The sequence below is a fragment of the Phormidesmis sp. 146-20 genome (assembly GCF_052939475.1).
Genome location: NZ_JBJPHT010000066.1, coordinates 1 through 19364, shown reverse-complemented (window position 1 = coordinate 19364; position 19364 = coordinate 1). Strand labels below are relative to the sequence as shown.

The window sequence follows — 19364 nt, the reverse complement described above, 5'->3', positions numbered from 1 at the left end:
CTAACCTGCACAAATCATAGATGCTGTTCTATCATCGTGGAGGCCACCCTAACTTCAGGATTAACAATGACAATTTACTTTTATGTTGAACGAGAAAAGCCCTATGGGTGCTTCTCCAATTTCTCAGCGCATGGCTTTATGTTAGATGAATTGTATTGGGCAACCAGCGAACATTATTTTCAGGCTCAGAAGTTTGTCAATACTCCTTTTTTAGAGAAAGTACGTCAGACTAAAACTCCTAAAGATGCAGCTAACATGGGGCGCGATCGTGCGCTTCCGCTCCGGTCAGACTGGAACCAGGTAAAGGATGAGGTTATGCGAAAAGCAGTGCTGCAAAAGTTTAGAACCCATGCAGACATTCAAGAAATTTTGCTCGGCACAGGGGACGAAGGGCTAGTAGAAAATTCTCCGATCGACGACTACTGGGGCTGCGGCAAAGATGGAAGCGGTCAAAATAAGCTAGGACAGATTTTAGTTGAAGTGCGTGAGATTTTACGACAAACGCTGTAAGTCGGAGTTAGCTATGAGAAAAGTAAATGATGAGCCTAAACCAATGAACCTAGATCAATACGGCCATTTTTTAGTGGTTGATTTGGAGGCAACCTGTTGCGATCGGGGAGCCATTCAGCGGCACGAGATGGAAATTATCGAAATTGGGGCCGCTATGGTCGAGTCACAATGTTTGGCGGTCGTGGATGAGTTTCAAACCTTTATCAAGCCCGTTCGCCACCCGATGTTGACGGAGTTTTGTCGATCGCTAACCTCGATTACTCAAGCGCAGGTTGATCAGGCTCCTGGATATGTAGAAGCAGCGACTCGACTTAAAAGCTGGCTATCAAACTACTCAAATGCTGTCTTTGGCTCCTGGGGTGACTATGATTTCAACCAATTTCAACAAGACAGTCAGTTTCATAATGCTTCCTTTCCGATCGCGTTTTCTCACGTCAACCTCAAGCAACAATTTACGCAGGTTCAAGGCTTACCTAAGCGATATGGAATGTCACAAGCATTACAACTAGCAGGCATTAAGCTAGAAGGAACTCACCATCGAGGCATCGACGACGCTAGAAACATTGCCAAACTACTGCCATTTATTCTAGACCGACAACGCCTCCATCCTTGCGCTTAAACCAAGAATCATTAGTCGCCATTAATCGCTAAGAACTAATCACCAAGAACCCACTACTTCAAGATTCTCATAATTAATTTAACGTCAGTTCGATAAACTTCTCCGCTTCCCGCTCTTCGAGATAATTCGCAAGAGGTTGCAGATCCGGGAACGCCCTCTAAATCCCCCACCAGCGAGGGACTTTGAAACGGAAATCTTGTCTAAAAGTCCCCCAGATTGGGGGGTTGGGGGGCAGAAGCTTGACAACAAAGCGAAAATCGGCGTTTCTGATTGAAAGGATGAATCTGTAGGGAAGTGTCAACTTTTCCGCCCCCTAAATCCCCCAAAATTGGGGGACTTTGAACATTTAGTTCCCCTTCGCATTAGGGCAATTCATCCCGTGGTTCAGCAATGCCCGAAAATCTTGCATTGAATTCACGTTAATTTAGGACTGCTGTAGGTTGACGATCGCTACTACATCCTACAAATAAACTAACCAATTGTTTAACGATCGCTATCACCATATCTCAAACAATGCTCTAGAAATCGGGCTGGTAGGGCTGGCTGTGCCCCAAAATGGAGATGAGTGTATGACGCATGAACTTGGTAGCGCTGCCAACCTTCTGACTTGAGAGGAATGCTGGAGTGATAGCCTCGAAGATTAAACAAAGGCTGCTCAGGCTCAGTCACAGTAGAGCGATGAAACTCATGACCCCATACTCGATCGCCCACTTGAACGATCGGACTATTTTGTAGCGCAGTGGCTTGTCGATATCCTAATGTCAGGCGCTTTCCCATTGTGGCAGTAGTGGGGAGAATGCCCGTCATAGGATGCGATCGTTCCTCAAAATCGACAATCTGCTCACACAAATACATGAGTCCGCCACACTCTGCATAGGTCGGCATCCCGGCTCGAATGGCCGTTTGTACAGCATGACGCGCTGAATGGTTTTGGGTTAGCTCGGCGGCAAACACTTCAGGAAAGCCACCTCCGAAATACAATCCCTGTATGTTTTCTGGCAATTCTGAATCCTTTAAGGGACTCCACGCTACTAGCTCTGCACCTAACTGTTTTAGTAAGTCTAAATTGTCAGCGTAATAGAAACTGAAGGCAGCATCTTGAGCGATCGCTAGTCGAGAAGTGAGGCGTGAGGCGTGAGGCGTGAGGCGTGAGGCGTGAGGCGTGGATTTTAGTAACGGCAGCAAATTTGTCCAGTCAAAACAGGTTTCTCCTAGATGCGCTAGTCGATCGACCAGCGCATTCAAATCTGTGAGTTCTGCGGTGGGAATGAGACCCAGGTGGCGATCGGGAATCACAATGTCATCCTGACGACGAAGAACTCCTAAAATAGGGAGGTTGAGCGGTTTGAGCGCGTCGGTGAGCAATTCTAAATGGCGATCGCTGCCTACTCGATTTAAGACAACGCCCGCAAACTTTAGGCGCGGATCAAACGTCTGATACCCGTGGGCAATGGCAGCAATCGATCGCGACAAACTACTGCAATTTAGAATCAACAGAATGGGTAAATTTAACACTCTAGCAACATGAGCCGTACTGCCAAAATCATCCACGCCAGTCGCACCATCAAACAACCCCATTACGCCTTCAACGAGAGCATACTCAGCCTCTACAGTATGTTTCTCAAAGCAGTGTTGAACATAGGATTCAGAGGTCAAAACGGGGTCGAGATTGCGGCACGATCGACCCGTCACATCGCTGTGAAACATTGGATCAATATAATCGGGCCCGACTTTAAAGGATTGTACCTGTTGACTTCGGTGCCGCAGTGCTGCTAATAAAGCTAACGTGACGGTGGTTTTGCCGACTCCGCTGCGTTCTCCGGCGATGACGATGGACATGGTGGGGATGAGGGATGAGGGATGAAATATTAGTATGAGTGATCTTAAGCGAGTTTTGATTTTGGGGGGGACGGGGGATGCGGCGGAGTTGGCGGCGATCGCTTCACAGTTAGACAAGGTGGAGGTGATTAGTTCTCTAGCAGGGCGGACTCAACAGCCGATAGCGCCGATCGGGTCAGTGCGGGTTGGCGGATTTGGGGGCGAGGCGGGACTGCTGGCGTATTTACAGGAATATCAGGTGAATTATTTGATCGATGCGACTCATCCTTTTGCGGCTCAGATTTCCTGGAATGCGGCGGCGGCAGCGACGAGAGCAAACATTCCTCATCTGATGCTGGTGCGTCCTGCTTGGCAAAAGAAATCGGCTGATCTTTCTGAGACATCTGCTAAAGAAGATCGTTGGCTTGAAGTCGATCGCATTGAGGCGGCGGTGACTCTATTAGAAAAGCAAACAGGTCGAATATTTTTGACGATCGGTAGACAACAACTCGCCCCATTTGCCCGCTTGCAGCATCTTTGGTTTCTGATGCGATCGATTGATCCGCCTGATCCCACTTTGCCGCTTCCTCAAGGGAAAATGCTGTACGATCGCGGCCCTTTTACACTCGAACAAGAACGTAAGCTAATCATCGATTACAACATCAATCTGATTGTGAGTAAAAACAGTGGCGGGAATGCGACTTACGCAAAAGTAATTGCAGCGAGAGAAATGGGAATCCCAATGATCATGATCAATCGTCCTGCAATGCCATCTGTTACACAAGTCTCAACCGTAAATGAAGCCCTAAATTGGCTAAAAAATATATTGCAACGCGACATACAACTTTAATTCACGTCTCGCATTTGAACGGACTAATACCAAATCAACCAACAAATGATACTCATAAAAATCAGTTAATTAACCGATTTCTATCTCTCAAATTTGAAAAAACCTATCAGGGAAGCCGTTTCAAAGTCCCCCAAAATGGGGGATTTAGGGGGCGAGGATCTGTATCAGTAACTAGTGAATTTGGTATAAGGAGATCTTGAAGTCATCTGCGGGGCGTTTCCCCAATTTCTTAAGAGACGTGAATTCGATGAAGTTTTTTCGCTTCGTTGCTGGGTCATACCAAATTGATCTTTGAGTGCTACAGATCTTGGAGAGCAACCTAAATTCGCCACTTGTGGGGAACTTCAAGCCGAAGAAGTCTCGGATTCTCAAAGTCCCCAGAATGGGGGATTTAGGGGGCAAGGATCTGTAGCAAGTAACCGTTGATTTGGTGTGAGAACGGGCTATTTCAAAATTCTCACAACTAATTTATGACTGCCCTATCAGCAATCCGCTATCCCAATGCTGAACTTGAGGTTCTACTCAAAAAGTTCACATTCTAAAGGGGCATGATCTCAATTAGCTTCGCAGATATGCTATCAACAATTTAGCAGAATAAAAATAATAGAACCTGCTGACTTGAGCAATAGACCTGCAAACTAGACATTGGAGAGTTGCGATCATGGATTGGGAAAAGGGGCGTAGAAGTACCAACGTTGAGGATCGGCGCGGTCGGGGCGTTTCGGCTCCTATTGTCGGTGGTGGTATCGGGACACTCCTTCTAGCATTGGTAGTAACGTTGTTAGGCGGCGATCCTAGCGTTCTATTTGATCAAGGCAATTCGTCTGGAGAGCGTCCCGTTGCGACTTCACCGCAGACTCGATCGCGCACTGGCAGCCCTCCAACCGATCAGATGTCTGACTTTGTATCGGTGGTTTTGGCGGATACCGAAGACACTTGGAGTGAGATTTTTAGACAAAATGGCGGCAGATATGTCGAGCCAACGTTGGTTCTGTATTCAGATGCTGTTGAGTCTGCTTGTGGGTTTGCGCGATCGGCAGTTGGCCCGTTTTATTGTCCCCGTGATCAAAAAGTCTACATTGATCTTAGTTTCTATCAAGACCTCAAGAGCAAATACCAGGCACCGGGAGACTTTGCCCAGGCTTATGTGATTGCCCACGAAGTCGGACATCATGTTCAAAATCTATTAGGCATTTCAGACAAAGTGCGATCTCTTCGAGATACCCGCAAGGGGTCGCTCCAAAGTCGGTCAAGTCAAGCAGAAGCCAATCAACTCTCGGTCAGACTAGAGCTACAAGCAGATTGTTTTGCCGGAGTTTGGGGAAATCGTGCCCAACGATCGCGACAAATTTTAGAGCAAGGTGATCTCGAAGAAGCGCTGACGGCCGCGAGTGCAATTGGAGACGATCGACTTCAAGAACGCGCCAAAGGTTATGTGGTTCCAGAATCTTTTACTCATGGCAGCGCGGCTCAACGAGTCCGATGGTTCAAAAAGGGCATTGAGACAGGCGATCCAGAACAGTGCAACACATTTGCCGGAACCAATCTCTAGACAGCATTCACGGCGGCAAACTAGAGACTCTATCCTCAAGCGCCATTCTCAACCGTCCTCTTTTGCATCGGAAGTCTTGTCTAAGGCGTTGCTGATTGGAGGGATGACTCTGTGGGAAGTGTTAATCTCTTCGCCCCCTAAATCCCCCAAAAATGGGGGACTTTGAACCTTGGGGTTCCCTCCGCTTTGAGGCAATTCATCCCCTGATTCAGCAACGTCTTGTCTAAAAGTCCCTCAGATTGGGGGGTTGGGGGGCAGAAGCGCCAAACACCGAAGCGAAAAAACCTTGTCAAGCTGACATCAGAACAACTCTGACTGGAAAATGCCCGATCGATTTGGTAAATTAAGGGCGATCGACTTCCGATCATCCGCAATCTAGAGGGGCAAAAAACATGGCTGATGTACAGACCGTCGTCAGGAGCTTTGGCGAAATCTCTGAAAATGCAATTCTGTTAGAGCGTAATGTTACCGTTCCGATTTGTGAAGGGTTCAACATTGCTCTATCGAGTTTCCAAGCGTTGTATTTGCAGTATCAAAAGCATCACTTTGTCGTGGAAGGGGCCGAATTTTATTCGTTGCATCAGTTCTTTAATGAGAGTTACGAAGCGGCTCAAGGATACGTTCACAAAATTGGAGAACGGCTGAATGGATTGGGAGGAATCCCGGCCGCAAGCTTCACCAAATTGGCAGAACTCTGCTGCTTTGACCCCGAATCAGACGATCTCTACGACTCACGAGCAATGGTCGAACATGACCTAGCAGCCGAACAAGCGATCATCACCATGCTGCGACGGCAAGCTTCTCAGGCAGAAAGTCTGGGTGATCGCGCCACTCGTTACCTCTATGAGCAAATTCTCTTAGAAACTGAAGATCGCGCCTTTCATCTGGCTCACTTCTTGGCTCACGATAGTCTGACGCTTGCCTATGTACAGCGCAACTAAATACCGCAACATAGCGCAATTAAATAGATAGGGACGTTGCTGAATAGCGAGTTGATCCGCATTCAGCAATTTCCTGACCATAGAGTCACTTTGACAAGATTTGGCCATCGATCGCCACAACTTCTATAATTGGCTTATCTTCGTTGTGTAGGTGCATTCTTGCCTTCCTCCTCGGCCTATTTGTTAGTTTCTCACGGCAGTCGCGATCCCCGTCCCCAGGCGGCAATGACTCAACTTGCGACCTTGATTCGGCAGAAGATTCAAGCTCCAGTTGAGACAGCAACTCTAGAATGTTCTCCTTTAGCGCTTCACGAACAGATTCAGCAGTTTGGTCAGACGCTAACGCCGCACAGTTCCATTCAAATCGTGCCTCTGTTTTTGCTGCCGGGGATGCATGTGATGGAAGACATTCCCAGTCAAGTCAAAATTGCTCAACGATCGCACCCAGGAACGATTGCCATTTCTCCTCATCTGGGCACTCATCCGGGTCTCAAGAATTTGCTTACCAGCCGTTTAGATTCTCAATCCGCCCACATTTTGCTATCTCATGGCAGTCGGCGATCGGGCGGCAACCAATCTGTTGAACCGTTGGCAAAGGCTCTCAATGCAGTCCCCGCTTACTGGCTCGTTGCCCCAAGTTTAGAAACTCGACTCCAGGAATTAGCCAGCCAGGGACACGCTAAGGTGACTATCTTGCCTTACTTTTTGTTTCCAGGCGGAATTACTGATGCGATCGCTCAAAGCGTTGAGCAGTTGTCTCTTCAGTTTCCCAATCTGCATCTGACGCTGACGGCTCCCCTCGAAGTTAGTGATACCCTGGTCAATCTTCTAGTCGATCTAATTTTGCAGCCTTGCCCTTAAACGCATATTCTGGGATAAAAGATTGAAACCTTTAGGTTAATTTAACATTTCCTTGAGAAATCGGTATTTGATGCTGCAAATTTCACAGAACTAGCTGTTTAAGCTGTCATCATGCCATTTCTTAAACAGTGCAACAAAAACGACGAAGACATTGGGCATTAGACCGAGGACATTAGACCCTAGCTCAAGAATTTAAGGTTCTCCAACGTCTCCACCCAATCCGTTGCTGCTCAAAACGAACTGGTTCCATCCCCATTCCCTCGCAACTTGCCCGACTCCATGACCTCAAACATGATTGATTCTGTCTCAACTTCTCAACCTGCGTGCCTCGGTAAAGTGTATCTCGTTGGTGCAGGGCCGGGCGATCCAGGCTTATTGACGCTCAAAGGCAAGACCCTGCTAGAGTGTGCCGACGTGGTGGTTTTCGATGCGCTGGTGAGTGAGCCGATTTTGGCGATGATCAATCCGCAAGCCGAGCAGATCAGCGCAGGAAAGCGTCGCGGTCGTCACTCAATGGTGCAGGACGAAATTACCCAGGTGTTGATTGAGAAGGCTCAGACGGCGGCGATCGTCGTGCGTCTCAAGGGCGGCGATCCGTTTGTGTTTGGGCGAGGTGGCGAAGAAATGATCGATCTGGTGCAGGCGGGCGTTCCCGTTGAGGTGATTCCTGGAGTGACTTCTGGAATTGCGGCCCCAGCCTATGCGGGCATTCCGCTTACCCATCGATCGTACAGTTCGTCAGTTACCTTTGTGACGGGACATGAAGAAGCTGGAAAGTACCGTCCCGCTGTCAATTGGCAAGCGATCGCCCACGGTTCAGAAACGATCATCATTTACATGGGCATTCACAATTTGCCTTATATTACGGCTCAACTTGATCAAGCCGGGCTGAGTTCGCAAACGCCGATCGCCCTCGTCCGCTGGGGAACCCGTCCCGAACAACAAGAACTCATTGGCACGCTAGAAACGATCGTCGCTCAAGTCGAAGCCGCTCAATTTGGGGCACCTGCGATCGCCATCATTGGCAACGTCGTCAATCTACACGAACTTCTCTCAGACTGTCGTCCCACTTTTGCCCTCTAATCGTCCTAATCGAACTTTGAATCAACTAAAGCTCCTGAGCGATCGGGGGTTTCTTTTTTAGCATTGCCCAATCCGCTACGAAACGTTGAATTTGAATGTCCAGAAGTCCCTTAGAATTGGCAACTTGGCGGGCAGAAGATCTGAACACCGAAGCAAAAGAACTTCATCCAATCAGCGTTTCTAAGCACTTATTCAGACGAGCTAGAAGAGTTGTACGACAGACACATAGATTTTGTTAAGACTGCGCTGAAAATCACAACATTTGTTTATATTTATTAATAAGTTGTGTTAAAATTATTAATATAAATAAAAGTTCTCTTCCTTCAATCTTCAATCATGGCAATTACCGCACTCCTTACCAAACTTCTCAAACCCAGTATCACCTCTGGCATCTGGACTCAATCGACCTGGGCCATTCTCCGCCTCGTCGCGGGTGTCATGATGGTTCATAACGGCTTAGACAAACTGGGCGATATCCAAAGTTTTTCTCAGGCTTACGTCGAAGTGATCGGTCTGCCATTTCCGATCTTCTTTAGCTACGTAGCAGCCTTTACCGAATTGTTTGCTGCACCCTTACTGGCGATCGGGCTTCTTGCGCGTCCCGCAGCACTCGGATTGTTTAGCACGATGTGCGTCGCGATCTACCACCACCTTCTTGTCGCGGGTCTCAATCTGCCTTACTTAGAGCTATCTGCCGTCTATGCAGCTTGCTTCTTGCTGTTTGCCGTCAATGGTGGCGGTCTGTTTTCGACCGATGCGCTGATTGTCAACTGGCTCGACACCACTGCTTTGTCGTCACAAGCCAAGCAGGTGATGGGTCTGGAGAAGGCTTTCCAAGCTGTCAGTTCTGAAAAGGAGTCTGTGACTATCAATCGATAGGCTGACGATAGGCTGACTCGTCTCCTTCTAAAACTTGCTAAGTAACGCAAACGGGCCTTGGAATCAGTTCCGAGGCTTTGTTTTTTATAACGAGTGAACCTCTTAACTAATGACAAAAAATCTAAATATCCTAGAAGAAATTTACACTGAAAACAAAGCTTTGAGAATACAATCGAGAATAACTTTTACATGAAGTCATGACAGCCGCGATCATGCTGCAAGCAAACCTTAATTCACACAAAAAGGAATGCTAAAGTCTAAAAGTCGGACTATTCTTAACCACTCTTAACCACTCTACAATCAAATAAGCGCGAGATTAGCGTCACGATCGCTCACCGTCTGTTAAGATGCAAGACTGCGGTATTCGCTTTCAGTCTTCGTACCGTCTGTCTCAACTTACTACTTCAATCCGTCTGCCAAAGACTGGTGCTACGCATGGCGACAGACCGATACTATCCTGGAGCCTTATGTCTTTTTCTACGCTCGGTCTGTCCGATGAAATTGTCCGTGCGGTTAGCGATCGCGGCTACACTCAGCCGACCCCCATTCAACTCCAAGCCATTCCAGCGGTGCTTTCGGGGAGCGATCTTTTAGCAGGCGCACAAACCGGAACAGGCAAAACGGCGGGCTTCACTCTACCCGTCTTACACCGACTTTCTCACCAGGGCACTCGCAGCAATTCTCCAGGACGATCGCCCATTCGATCGCTGATTCTCACCCCGACTCGTGAGCTTGCGGCCCAGGTCGAAGAAAGCGTGCGGGACTATGGTAAATATCTCAACTTGACCTCATTGGTAGTGTTTGGCGGTGTCAACATTACCCCACAAATTCGACGATTGAGAAGTCGAGTCGATATTCTGGTCGCCACTCCAGGACGACTGCTCGATCACGTCCAGCAGGGAACAGTGGATCTGTCACAGGTTGAAATTTTGGTTTTGGATGAAGCCGATCGCATGTTAGACATGGGCTTTATTCGTGACATTCGCCGCATTCTCTCACTCTTGCCCAAACAGCGGCAAAATTTGCTTTTCTCAGCCACCTTTTCACCCGAAATCAAAGCGTTTGCGGCGACGCTGCTGACTCGTCCGGCGATGATTCAAGTTACTAACAATGAAGCGACTCCGGATGCCGTAACTCAGCGAATTTATCCCGTCGATCGCGAACGAAAGCGCGCCCTATTAGCGCATCTGATCAAACGCAATAACTGGTATCAGGTGTTGGTGTTTACTCGCACAAAACATGGTGCCGATCGTCTGGTCAAACAGTTAGCTCAAGACGACATTCAGGCAATGGCGATTCATGGCAACAAAAGTCAGGCCGCTCGGACTCGTGCCCTGGCCAAATTTAAAGAAGGTAGTTTGCAGGTGTTGGTAGCGACCGACATCGCAGCGCGGGGGTTGGATATCAGCGATTTGCCCCACGTCGTCAATTTTGAGTTACCCAACGTGCCCGAAGACTACGTACATCGAATTGGTCGGACAGGTCGCGCTGGGGCCCTCGGTGAAGCCATTTCGCTCGTCTGCGTCGATGAACACAAACTATTGGTCGGCATTGAGAAACTCCTTCAGCGATCGCTTCCTCAAGAAGTCATTGCCACGTTTGAGCCTGATCCCCGCGTCCAGCCTGAGCCAATCCAAAACGGACAAAATCGAGGGCGATCCAGTCAATCGATTCCGTCTGGTAGAAAGGCGACTGGAAATGCTCACAACCGTCCCAAAGCGCCTTCTCGACGAGGCTAAACCAGACTGATTTGCTTATCTTTCAACTCTTTATTCAGGCTTACAAAATGTCAGATCATTTTACAGACGAACGGATTTCAGGCACGATCGTGAATGGGGCTGGGGGACGATTGCTGCTCGATTCAGAGGGCGAAGGCTTTCCGATTCACTTTGTCGATATTGACAGCATGAAACTTCAGGTGGGCGATCGCATCTCAGGCAGCCTGTTTGTCTACAATACTTTGACCGCCGGATTCAATGGCTATGTCTATCCTGGCTCGATCAAACGATTGTAAACCGCTGCGGGAGACTTACGGTGAGACGGTTCGACACGGAGGAATCATATCGAATTGACCTTAACTTCGGGCAAAATTGGCCGGGTCTTGGTCACGGCGGTGTTGAGTTGGGAGCGGATCACTCTGACGATCGCCCACCAATGCAGCCGTTTTCTCTAAAGCTTCGCGCAGGCGTTTGGCAGCATAGATCGACATGTCACGGGGCACATTGATGCGATCGCGCAAATAACGCAGCGCCAGATCAGACCCCGATGGCGGCATACAAACTTCACCCGTCATCAAATGAGTCAACGCACACCGCAGCGCCACCTCGATCAGAGCATCATCCGCAGGATTAACTCGAATAATATTGTCGCGATGCTGAATCACTCGCTGAAGTGCCTCCGTCCGAGAGGTTTTTGGCTCTGGATAAGTCACATCAGGCAAGCCATCCCACGGGCCACAATCTACTCGTGTCTGATTGAGTCGCGTCTGGGGTTGGTCATTTTCCCAGCAGCCTCCCATCTGGGGCGGTAGGTCATGCACATGGGTATGAAAGTCGCCCTGAGTGCCCCGATAGGTAGGTCGGCCTTCCATTGCGTCAAACCAGCTTGATAAATGCGGGTTGTCTTCTCGCAGAGAGTAGCCTTTGTAGTAGTAAAGACTGGCATTCATCCGCTCGACATAGGGCGTAAAGATCACGTCAGCCGTACCAAACTCATCAAGAAAGTAAGGGCCGGAGGTACGATCGAGCGCTTCTTCGACCTGACCCACGACGCTGACAAACTGATCGCGACTACGTTGTTCTTCTCGTGGCGACCCGACCCGACGGCAAAGCCAACCACACCACGCCCGAAACAGCAGTCTCTCTAACCCTCTCAGCGGCAAAACGTCAGGGTCTTTCATGCCTTTGTTTAACACGCCAAACACCTGTTCTAGTGCGATCAAAATGTCGTCGCTTTCGGTGATGATTCGGCCGTCTAGCTCGATCGCAGGCAGCATTCCCGATGGCACTTTGCGCTTATACCAGCTTTCTTTTTGGCCATAACAGAACATCGTCACCTTTTCGATGCGATAGGGAATCTGTTTTTCTTCGAGCCAGAGCCAGATTTTTTGGCAATAGGGACACCAGGCGTGATTGTCTCGGTAAAGGGTCACCCGCACATCAGATTCGGTTTGACCAAAAAGGCGAAGTCGAGCTTGGGCGTTGGTGTCACCGTTGACGCGATCGAGTTGCCAATCTGTGAGGGCGGCGAGTTGTGTCCAACTGAGGGGAGCGATCGTCATAGGAATGGGTAGCTTTGTTTTTTATTAGCTCATCTACCATTCTGACGGGTTTTGTCCAAGGATTTTTTGATTTTAAGCTGGGGCAGTTCAGGGTTTGTGACATCTATCTGTGTTGAGTCGATCGCAAATAGACTTCCTGCCTGAATACCTGGCGATTAAGGTTAGCTTCGCAAGTGCCTTCGGCAACGCGGCTATCAGAACAAAGTCCCCCTCCGTGGACTAACGGTTAAAATTGCCTCTTTAGTGTGCGAAGGCACCCTTTGTTCTTGTAGCCCCGACTTTAGTCGGAGGGCATCTATGATTCGTGTTGTGGTTTTAAGTGGGGCAAGCTGGATCTAAAAGTTCGGTCGGTTCGATGTCTCAATTGTGGCACTGAACACGACCGGGACGAAAATGCAGCAAATATCAACAAAGTCGGGATAGGGCATTGCCACGACTCTAAACGGACGCAGAGACAACGTAACTACTTCGGTAGCATCAGTCGGTGAAGCGTCAAGAATTACCGCTCCTTTAGGACAGTGAGTATATCAAAGATTGTCGATCGTCACCGCTTCAATGGGTTCTGCGGGATAAAACTTAAACACACGAGAGTAGAAGTAAAACTCTCCATCTAGCGCTCGTTTAATATTCTCGGCTTTGCGGAAACCGTGTTGTTCTCCTTCAAATAAGACGTAGGCAACTGGAATGCCTTTTTGACGCAGCGCATTCACCATCATTTCGGCTTGATTGGGCGGCACAATTTTGTCTTCGTCACCTTGAAAAAAGATCACGGGGCAAGCTAATCGATCGACGGCGCTAATGGGCGATCGCTGATCATACAAATCTTTCCGTTCTGGATATGGGCCGATCAAACTATCCAAATAGCGCGACTCAAACTTGTGAGTGTCTTCTGCCAACGCTTTCAGATCGCTCACCCCGTAGTAACTCGCTCCCGCCTTAAACGTGTCCCGAAACGTCAGCGCACAAAGTGTCGTGTATCCGCCCGCACTGCCCCCCGCAATCACCAGACGATCGCCATCGACTTTGCCCTGTTCTGCCAGATACTTTGCTCCATTGGCACAATCATTTACATCGACGATGCCCCATTGACCGTTGAGACGCTGACGATACGATCGCCCATATCCCGTACTCCCGCTATAGTTAACATCGAGAACTGCAAATCCGCGACTTGTCCAGTATTGAATGCCCAGATTAAATGAAGCAGAGGTTGCAGCCGTCGGGCCGCCGTGACTCTTGACCAGCATCGGAGGACGTTCCCCATTCGGTGCCATAAAGTCCTGATTTTTGGGCGCATAGTAAAGAGCATGAGCCGTCAAACCGTTGTCTGTGGGAAACTCGATCGCCGCTGGCACCGAAAGATAACCCGCATTCATCGACAACTCGCTGGCTCGACGCAGTACGGTCAAGGCTTGATTTGCCAGATTGAGATGAACGATCGCCCCCGGCGCAGTAGACGATCCGCCAATAAACGCCGCCTGACCTTCTGAGACCTGCAATCCCGTAATACTGGTGTAGGGAGTCGCGATTGGCTCCAGTTTGTGAGTCGTCAAATCCAAACGAGCGAGGTGACTCATGCCCTGTTGACTGTACGTGCAAATAATCTGTTGATCTGACGCAAACCCATAGGTAGCCATGCCAAACACCCACTGCGGCAAGCCAAACTCCGCCTCCATCGGACAGAGCGGTTGAATGTCATCAACTTGGTAGCGGTAGAGATTCCACCAGCCTGTACGATCGCTGACAAAATACAGCACGCCACCAGGTGACCACTCAGGCTGAAAAATGGATTCCTCCGTCCCGCCTGCAATCTGTTGAGGAGCCTCTAACGTGCCGTCTGCTCGCACTTGAGCCACCCACAACGCTGTGCCATCCCAGGGCATGTTCGGGTGATTCCAACTAATCCAGGCAAGCTGAGAACCATCGGGACTGAGCCGCGGCGAGGCGTAAAAATCTTGCCCACTGGTGAGAATGGTTTGTTCTGCTTCGAGAGTTTCTAAAGGAATGCTCACCAAGGTGTTGACAGCTTCGCGATCGGCGACTGTATGATCTTCTCGCACACAAATCAAACGGTTGCGAGCACGATCGAGAATCACATCTGCGTATCGCAAAGACAATGCAGGCGTTAATGGCGTTGCCTCACTACCCACAATCTGACGATAAAGCCTTTGGTCAGAAAAGTTAGAAAAATAAACCACCCCGTCGATCACGGTAAATGCTGCGCCTCCATACTCATGCACACGAGTTCGAGCGTTGAAGGGCGGTGGCGTGACATCGGTGGCGGTTTCATCTAAGTGCTGAATGATCACATTTCTTCCGCCTTCGGTCGGGCGTGACTCACTCCAATAAATGGCCTCGCCATCGAGCTTTACCTGTCCCAGACCGATCGTTCCTGCAACAATCAAATCGGACGTGATCGGCGACTTCCAAGATCCATAGGGGGACGTTTGGGGGACAGTCATAAACTTCTCCTTAATGTTTTGTTATCTTCCAGACTCTATTTTACGGACTTAGCCCCCCTTATCTAGGGATTATCTGGGGCATCCACATTTTAGGGAATTGCATTTGGTGATTTGTGTTAATCTTGAGAAGGGTATTAAATTCGGCTGGTCAGTTTGTTTTTGCTAACAGGCATCTCTCCGAATCTAACGTCTCTGCAATTTCTGGTTCTGGAGAATTTCTTCTAATGTCGATTTATGTTGGTAACCTTTCCTACGAGGTTACACAAGAAGACCTGACTGCTATCTTCGCGGAATACGGTACAGTCAAGCGGGTTCAGCTTCCTACCGATCGTGAAACAGGTCGGATGCGTGGCTTTGGTTTCGTCGAGATGGACACCGATGCCGAAGAGTCAGCGGCGATCGAAGCCCTTGACGGTGCCGAATGGATGGGTCGTGACCTGCGCGTCAACAAAGCCAAGCCCCGTGAAGACAACCGTGGCAGTGGTGGTAATCGAGGCGGCGGCCGTGGCAGCTTTTCTCAACGTTACTAAGCGAGTGCAGCCTTAAAGCTGAGTTCTAGACCTTGAACTTGAGGAGATTAAAATCCAATAGTCCAGAGTCTATCAGTTTTGGAAGGCGATCGTGATCAAATTGTGATCAAACAGTGTTTACCCTTGCCCCAGTTCACACGGCTGAAGCGAGGGTTATTTTTTTGGATTGTGCTATGAGAGTCAGGCTACAAGACGAAATTCTCTACATCCATCACGAAGATGTTCCGCCCTTCAAGAAAGGAGGATCTGTGGTGCGAAATAGCTATTTTTGGGCGTTGCGATCGATTGCCGCCCGATCAAACCGTGGCAAAGATTGGGAATACGAGTCTGAAGTTTGGTTTGCGCTACAAAGAATGCTGCTTTCGTTTATGGAGTCAGGCTATTTAGGACTTTCTGAAACGCAGTTAGAATTCCCGATCGACACCTCTGAGATTCCTGCGGTACTGCGCTCGGTTTCAACCTGGCAGTCTGATGGGTAATACCAAATTGATCTTTGAGTGCTACAGATCTGGGAGAGCAACCTAAATTCGCCACTTGTGGGGGACTTCAAGCCAAAGCAGTCTCGGATTCTCAAAGTCCCCCAGACTGGGGGATTTAGGGGGCGAAGGATCTGTCGCATTCACAAATTGATTGAGTATGAGACTACAATTTCGAGACTAACCAGGAGACTAACCAGGATGATGGAAGCGATCGTTTGCACTATACAAGCTGGTTACCAAATGCAAGCTGGTTACTAAATGCAAGCTGGTTACTAAATCTATGAGAATTTGATCTAGTTCTTTTGCTTCGATGTTTAGAGCTTCTGCCCCCCAAGCTGCCAATTCTGGAGAACTTTAAGACCAAGCGCAAACTCTTTTTTAGGTTGCAGAGTAGCAATTTTTGCTTACCGTTTCTTTTCTAATCCCTTGAAGGCTTGTTTGGGAATGACTGCATGAATTCCTTTCACAATATCTACGACTTGCGACACCTCAAAATCAATGGCAGCGCTTGCGTACAGTAGTGCATCTGGCTTGGTTAATCCATATTGCTCATTCACGATACGCAGATATTCTCGCACCGATTTCTTCATCGCTTCATCAAGATCTTTGTCCAGTCCCATTGCATACCAGGCTTCTTTGGTTTCGCCCATTGGAGTAGACAACTTCATATCTTTGTGAACGACTAATTCAAAGGTGGGTGTAAGAGAACACTCGATCGCCGTCAGCGCAACTTCACCATTTCCTTGGGCACAATGCGGATCGCCCGAATAAAATAGAGCGCCAGGAACCTGGACAGGGATGTAGAAGCTCGAACCTCGTCCCAGGTATTTCACATCTACATTGCCCCCATACGCGCCCGGAGGAACTGAGTTCACTGCGTCAGCCGGATTTACCGGAACGACTCCCATAAGTCCCATAAAAGGCTTGAGAGGAATGTTCATCACCGGAAGCTTGTTGCTGGGTTGAAAGATTCCGATTTCTCGTTTGGCATCGATCGGAATCACCTTAGTATAAATCGGGGCACTATTCTCAGGATATTCTCCGGGCAGCGCACCCCGGTTGTGACGACTAGAAATCACGCCATAGGGAGAACGGTACTCAATGGCGATCGTTTTGACCTCTAACACATCTCCAGGCTGCGCCCCTTCTACAAAAATAGGGCCAGTGATCACATGCGGCCCAGGGCCAGTTTTCTTCACCGATGCTTTGGTTCTCAGTTGGTCAGGGAGAACTTGATTTTTAGAAATTCCCCCTTGAGCTAGAAACTCAACCGTGTCGCCCTGATCCCTAAAATTGCCTCGTGAGAGATGGTTTGCAGAATGACACGATCGCCCGACTTTACACTTAGAATTGGCTTGCTGTTGGGTTTAAAGAGTTCTCCCCAGATCAGGTTTTCAGGCGTTGAGAGAACTTGATGGGTCTTGCCGATGGCGGCGATCGCAGGTAATCCAATGACTGTTACCCATACAAAAACAACTCCCAAACCTAGCCCAATCATGCCCCACCAGCGTTGTAAGCTCTTTTGTCTTAAACGTTCCGTCAGAATATGGTTCACTAAAGTCCTCACAGGTGCTTGAATGCTTTAAACCATCTAAGCAATCTTGAAAAAAAACTGTGAGATTTCTTACCTTTTGCTCACCTATTCCCTTTCGTTATCGTTTGGTCAAATGTCGCTACTATTAAAGTCAAGCATTGGGATTAAGCTTAGAAAAACTTTGAAATTCATTTCTGACGAACGTTTTAGCGATTTCGATCACTGTTTCTCAATCAGTCTTATGAAGGTTCAAACTACAGGTTGGTTGACAATCATTCTTTTACTCTTGGCTCTTAGCGGTTGCGCTGAAAACACAGAACTCATTCCACAAACTCGCTGTAATCGTGCAGTCGCGATCGCAACTCAAACCTGGGAAGTAGACTACTACATCAGCAAAACCAGTGGTGATATGAACACCCAGCGCACTCACGCATTTCAAAGCAATACAATCACTAACCTCAACGGAGAAAAACCTGCGAATGCGGCCACTGGCCCAGACGACAATGGAATCTGGTGGGCTGCTCTGCCTCCCCGCCCGACTGCCGACGAAGTGGATCAACATCGAGAAACTCAAGAACGCAATGACCCGCCGATGTTGCAGCGATCGATCGATTACCAATTGCGCTGTGAGACGGGAATCCTGTTGACGGATGCTCAAACCTATCGAGAAGCCGCTAGAGCGATTCGTTTGAGACAATCAGTGAGCGTAACCTACCTCTGGAATCGTGTAATGAAAGTCAAAAATGAAAGTCAAAGCACCTGAGACAAAAACTTAGCGATCGCTTTAGTCAGCTAAACAGACAACTGGCGCTACCTGGAAGCAAAACTGTATTAGCTTGTTGAAGTGGAAATCTGCTGGAGATGCGAGGATTGATGCTCAGTGGATTGATGCTCAGTAGACAATTTTCAATATGTGGGAATACTAGCCACCAAAGGAGCTGATGTGCCTACTCGATCGGGTCAAATGGTCGATCTGATTGAATGTCCTATCCGTGACTTAAAATTAGACCTTTAAAGACATTGAAAGCTCGGCTGAGTAAGGCTTTCAATCAGTTGAGTGAAGGCTAGTTTCAAACTATGTTGAGTAGACTTATAACAGAGGTTTGTCCATGTCCCTGGTTGCCATCAACAGCATTGTATCGATCGTAGGAACCGTTGTAGGAGTGCTGTTTGCTGGCGGAAGCATCATCAGCATCGCTAATATGACGAACATGACACTTGCATGGCGTGGGTGGCTTGTAAGATTTGCCCTACTGGTTCCTATTGCATTTGTGGTATCAGGGGTTGGGGTGTGGCTGGCGAATGCTCAGGGAGCTAATCAGGTTGCTGTTGGCTTAGTTGCATTGCCGTGGCTCTATGCTGCTGGTTTTGTCTTTCTCATGGTTGCGTCTTTCGAGAAGTGACACTTTAAATAGCAATATCTTGAACTATGGCAGCTTTAGATCAGTTGTAAGAATCTGCGAATGGTGTTAGTTATTAGTTCTTAGCCTCACCATTTATCACTAACCACTTATCACCAACCACTTATCACAGAATCCTCACAACTTAAATAGAATTAGTAGATTGCAAATTGAGATTACTTTCTTTATTGATTGCCGAATTTCGATCCCCCTAAATCTCCCTTCAAAGGGGACTTTGCATCAAAAAGGCTAACTTTGCATCCGGTTTCCTCCCTTTTGAGAGCTACCGTGCACACACAACTCACAAATCGCTTCGTTTCAGTCGGCTTCAGCCCCCTAAATTCTCCACCAGTGAGAGACTTTGAACCCCTGAGAAGTTTCTTTGCATTCTAGAAGCACTTTCTTTCTCAAGGTTCCCCAGGATGGGGCTTTAGGGGGCGAAGCATCTCGGCGATGACACTAAACAGATGACATTACCGGGTGAATGCGTAGAGCAAGCGTCTTTCAAGCGGGGGGGCGCATCTATTGGTTGGGGGAGTAAAGGGTGGGCGAAAGGGGGTGGTCAGCGA

Annotated in this window: 20 protein-coding genes; 15 read left to right on the top strand and 5 right to left on the bottom strand. The window is 48.5% G+C overall.

The window, feature by feature from the left end:
* Positions 1–66: 66 nt before the first annotated feature.
* Positions 67–510, top strand: coding sequence for an NADAR family protein (locus tag ACKFKH_RS30185; RefSeq protein ID WP_446862075.1), 444 nt, complete (start codon positions 67–69; stop codon positions 508–510).
* 43 nt (positions 511–553) lie between these two features.
* Positions 554–1129, top strand: a complete 576-nt coding sequence (locus tag ACKFKH_RS30180) for an exonuclease domain-containing protein (protein ID WP_446862074.1) — start codon at positions 554–556, stop codon at positions 1127–1129.
* A 483-nt stretch (positions 1130–1612) separates the two neighbouring features.
* Here ACKFKH_RS30180 and ACKFKH_RS30175 read toward each other — a convergent pair whose 3' ends face one another.
* Positions 1613–2968, bottom strand: coding sequence for a cobyrinate a,c-diamide synthase (locus tag ACKFKH_RS30175; protein WP_446862073.1), 1356 nt, complete (start codon positions 2966–2968; stop codon positions 1613–1615).
* A 34-nt stretch (positions 2969–3002) separates the two neighbouring features.
* On the opposite strand from ACKFKH_RS30175, the gene ACKFKH_RS30170 reads away from it, so the two are divergent.
* The 8 genes from ACKFKH_RS30170 to ACKFKH_RS30135 all read left to right on the top strand — a co-directional run bounded on the left by ACKFKH_RS30170 (position 3003) and on the right by ACKFKH_RS30135 (position 11127).
* Positions 3003–3797: a cobalt-precorrin-6A reductase gene (locus ACKFKH_RS30170; RefSeq protein WP_446862072.1), complete on the top strand. Its 795-nt coding sequence runs from the start codon at positions 3003–3005 to the stop codon at positions 3795–3797.
* Positions 3798–4458: 661 nt separating this feature from the next.
* Positions 4459–5349: a KPN_02809 family neutral zinc metallopeptidase gene (ypfJ, locus tag ACKFKH_RS30165; RefSeq protein ID WP_446862071.1), complete on the top strand. Its 891-nt coding sequence runs from the start codon at positions 4459–4461 to the stop codon at positions 5347–5349.
* Between the two features lie 392 nt (positions 5350–5741).
* Positions 5742–6290 (top strand): DNA starvation/stress protection protein DpsA, encoded by a 549-nt coding sequence (gene dpsA, locus ACKFKH_RS30160; protein WP_446862070.1) that lies wholly within the window; start codon positions 5742–5744, stop codon positions 6288–6290.
* Between the two features lie 159 nt (positions 6291–6449).
* Complete coding sequence (locus tag ACKFKH_RS30155; RefSeq protein ID WP_446862069.1) at positions 6450–7151, top strand: sirohydrochlorin chelatase; 702 nt, start codon at positions 6450–6452, stop codon at positions 7149–7151.
* A gap of 291 nt (positions 7152–7442) precedes the next feature.
* Positions 7443–8234 (top strand): uroporphyrinogen-III C-methyltransferase, encoded by a 792-nt coding sequence (cobA, locus tag ACKFKH_RS30150; RefSeq protein WP_446862068.1) that lies wholly within the window; start codon positions 7443–7445, stop codon positions 8232–8234.
* A gap of 336 nt (positions 8235–8570) precedes the next feature.
* Positions 8571–9113, top strand: coding sequence for a DoxX family protein (locus tag ACKFKH_RS30145; RefSeq protein ID WP_446862067.1), 543 nt, complete (start codon positions 8571–8573; stop codon positions 9111–9113).
* A 467-nt stretch (positions 9114–9580) separates the two neighbouring features.
* Positions 9581–10852, top strand: a complete 1272-nt coding sequence (locus ACKFKH_RS30140) for a DEAD/DEAH box helicase (protein WP_446862066.1) — start codon at positions 9581–9583, stop codon at positions 10850–10852.
* A gap of 47 nt (positions 10853–10899) precedes the next feature.
* The gene (locus ACKFKH_RS30135) at positions 10900–11127 is read left to right on the top strand and encodes a hypothetical protein (protein ID WP_446862065.1); all 228 of its coding nucleotides are present in this window, start codon (positions 10900–10902) and stop codon (positions 11125–11127) included.
* Positions 11128–11187: 60 nt separating this feature from the next.
* Here the strand turns inward: ACKFKH_RS30135 and ACKFKH_RS30130 are convergent, their stop codons facing one another.
* A complete protein-coding gene (locus tag ACKFKH_RS30130) occupies positions 11188–12393 on the bottom strand; it encodes a glutathione S-transferase family protein (RefSeq protein WP_446862064.1) in 1206 nt (401 codons plus the stop codon).
* Positions 12394–12686: 293 nt separating this feature from the next.
* Between ACKFKH_RS30130 and ACKFKH_RS30125 the strand changes: the two genes are divergently transcribed.
* Positions 12687–12881, top strand: coding sequence for a zinc ribbon domain-containing protein (locus ACKFKH_RS30125; protein WP_446862086.1), 195 nt, complete (start codon positions 12687–12689; stop codon positions 12879–12881).
* A 39-nt stretch (positions 12882–12920) separates the two neighbouring features.
* On the opposite strand, the gene ACKFKH_RS30120 is transcribed toward ACKFKH_RS30125, so the two are convergent.
* A complete protein-coding gene (locus tag ACKFKH_RS30120; protein ID WP_446862063.1) occupies positions 12921–14852 on the bottom strand; it encodes a S9 family peptidase in 1932 nt (643 codons plus the stop codon).
* 224 nt (positions 14853–15076) lie between these two features.
* Here ACKFKH_RS30120 and ACKFKH_RS30115 point away from each other — a divergent pair, with 224 nt between their 5' ends.
* The gene (locus ACKFKH_RS30115) at positions 15077–15382 is read left to right on the top strand and encodes an RNA recognition motif domain-containing protein (RefSeq protein WP_446862062.1); all 306 of its coding nucleotides are present in this window, start codon (positions 15077–15079) and stop codon (positions 15380–15382) included.
* Between the two features lie 173 nt (positions 15383–15555).
* Complete coding sequence (locus tag ACKFKH_RS30110; protein WP_446862061.1) at positions 15556–15861, top strand: hypothetical protein; 306 nt, start codon at positions 15556–15558, stop codon at positions 15859–15861.
* A 404-nt stretch (positions 15862–16265) separates the two neighbouring features.
* On the opposite strand, the gene ACKFKH_RS30105 is transcribed toward ACKFKH_RS30110, so the two are convergent.
* Positions 16266–17060, bottom strand: coding sequence for an acetamidase/formamidase family protein (locus tag ACKFKH_RS30105; protein WP_446862060.1), 795 nt, complete (start codon positions 17058–17060; stop codon positions 16266–16268).
* A 59-nt stretch (positions 17061–17119) separates the two neighbouring features.
* Complete coding sequence (locus ACKFKH_RS30100; RefSeq protein WP_446862059.1) at positions 17120–17416, bottom strand: hypothetical protein; 297 nt, start codon at positions 17414–17416, stop codon at positions 17120–17122.
* 220 nt (positions 17417–17636) lie between these two features.
* Between ACKFKH_RS30100 and ACKFKH_RS30095 the strand changes: the two genes are divergently transcribed.
* Both ACKFKH_RS30095 and ACKFKH_RS30090 read left to right on the top strand, forming a co-directional pair.
* Entirely contained in the window at positions 17637–18158 is a 522-nt protein-coding gene (locus ACKFKH_RS30095) for a hypothetical protein (RefSeq protein ID WP_446862058.1), read from the top strand.
* 346 nt (positions 18159–18504) lie between these two features.
* Positions 18505–18798, top strand: coding sequence for a hypothetical protein (locus tag ACKFKH_RS30090; protein ID WP_446862057.1), 294 nt, complete (start codon positions 18505–18507; stop codon positions 18796–18798).
* The last annotated feature ends 566 nt before the right edge of the window (positions 18799–19364 follow it).

Coding starts and splice junctions, on each gene's coding strand:
- ACKFKH_RS30185 (WP_446862075.1), top strand. CDS start 67: ATGACAATTTACTTTTATGTTGAACGAGAAAAGCCCTATGGGTGCTTC.
- ACKFKH_RS30180 (WP_446862074.1), top strand. CDS start 554: ATGAACCTAGATCAATACGGCCATTTTTTAGTGGTTGATTTGGAGGCA.
- ACKFKH_RS30175 (WP_446862073.1), bottom strand. CDS start 2,968: ATGTCCATCGTCATCGCCGGAGAACGCAGCGGAGTCGGCAAAACCACC.
- ACKFKH_RS30170 (WP_446862072.1), top strand. CDS start 3,003: ATGAGTGATCTTAAGCGAGTTTTGATTTTGGGGGGGACGGGGGATGCG.
- ypfJ (WP_446862071.1), top strand. CDS start 4,459: ATGGATTGGGAAAAGGGGCGTAGAAGTACCAACGTTGAGGATCGGCGC.
- dpsA (WP_446862070.1), top strand. CDS start 5,742: ATGGCTGATGTACAGACCGTCGTCAGGAGCTTTGGCGAAATCTCTGAA.
- cobA (WP_446862068.1), top strand. CDS start 7,443: ATGATTGATTCTGTCTCAACTTCTCAACCTGCGTGCCTCGGTAAAGTG.
- ACKFKH_RS30145 (WP_446862067.1), top strand. CDS start 8,571: ATGGCAATTACCGCACTCCTTACCAAACTTCTCAAACCCAGTATCACC.
- ACKFKH_RS30140 (WP_446862066.1), top strand. CDS start 9,581: ATGTCTTTTTCTACGCTCGGTCTGTCCGATGAAATTGTCCGTGCGGTT.
- ACKFKH_RS30135 (WP_446862065.1), top strand. CDS start 10,900: ATGTCAGATCATTTTACAGACGAACGGATTTCAGGCACGATCGTGAAT.
- ACKFKH_RS30130 (WP_446862064.1), bottom strand. CDS start 12,393: ATGACGATCGCTCCCCTCAGTTGGACACAACTCGCCGCCCTCACAGAT.
- ACKFKH_RS30120 (WP_446862063.1), bottom strand. CDS start 14,852: ATGACTGTCCCCCAAACGTCCCCCTATGGATCTTGGAAGTCGCCGATC.
- ACKFKH_RS30115 (WP_446862062.1), top strand. CDS start 15,077: ATGTCGATTTATGTTGGTAACCTTTCCTACGAGGTTACACAAGAAGAC.
- ACKFKH_RS30110 (WP_446862061.1), top strand. CDS start 15,556: ATGAGAGTCAGGCTACAAGACGAAATTCTCTACATCCATCACGAAGAT.
- ACKFKH_RS30095 (WP_446862058.1), top strand. CDS start 17,637: ATGAAGGTTCAAACTACAGGTTGGTTGACAATCATTCTTTTACTCTTG.
- ACKFKH_RS30090 (WP_446862057.1), top strand. CDS start 18,505: ATGTCCCTGGTTGCCATCAACAGCATTGTATCGATCGTAGGAACCGTT.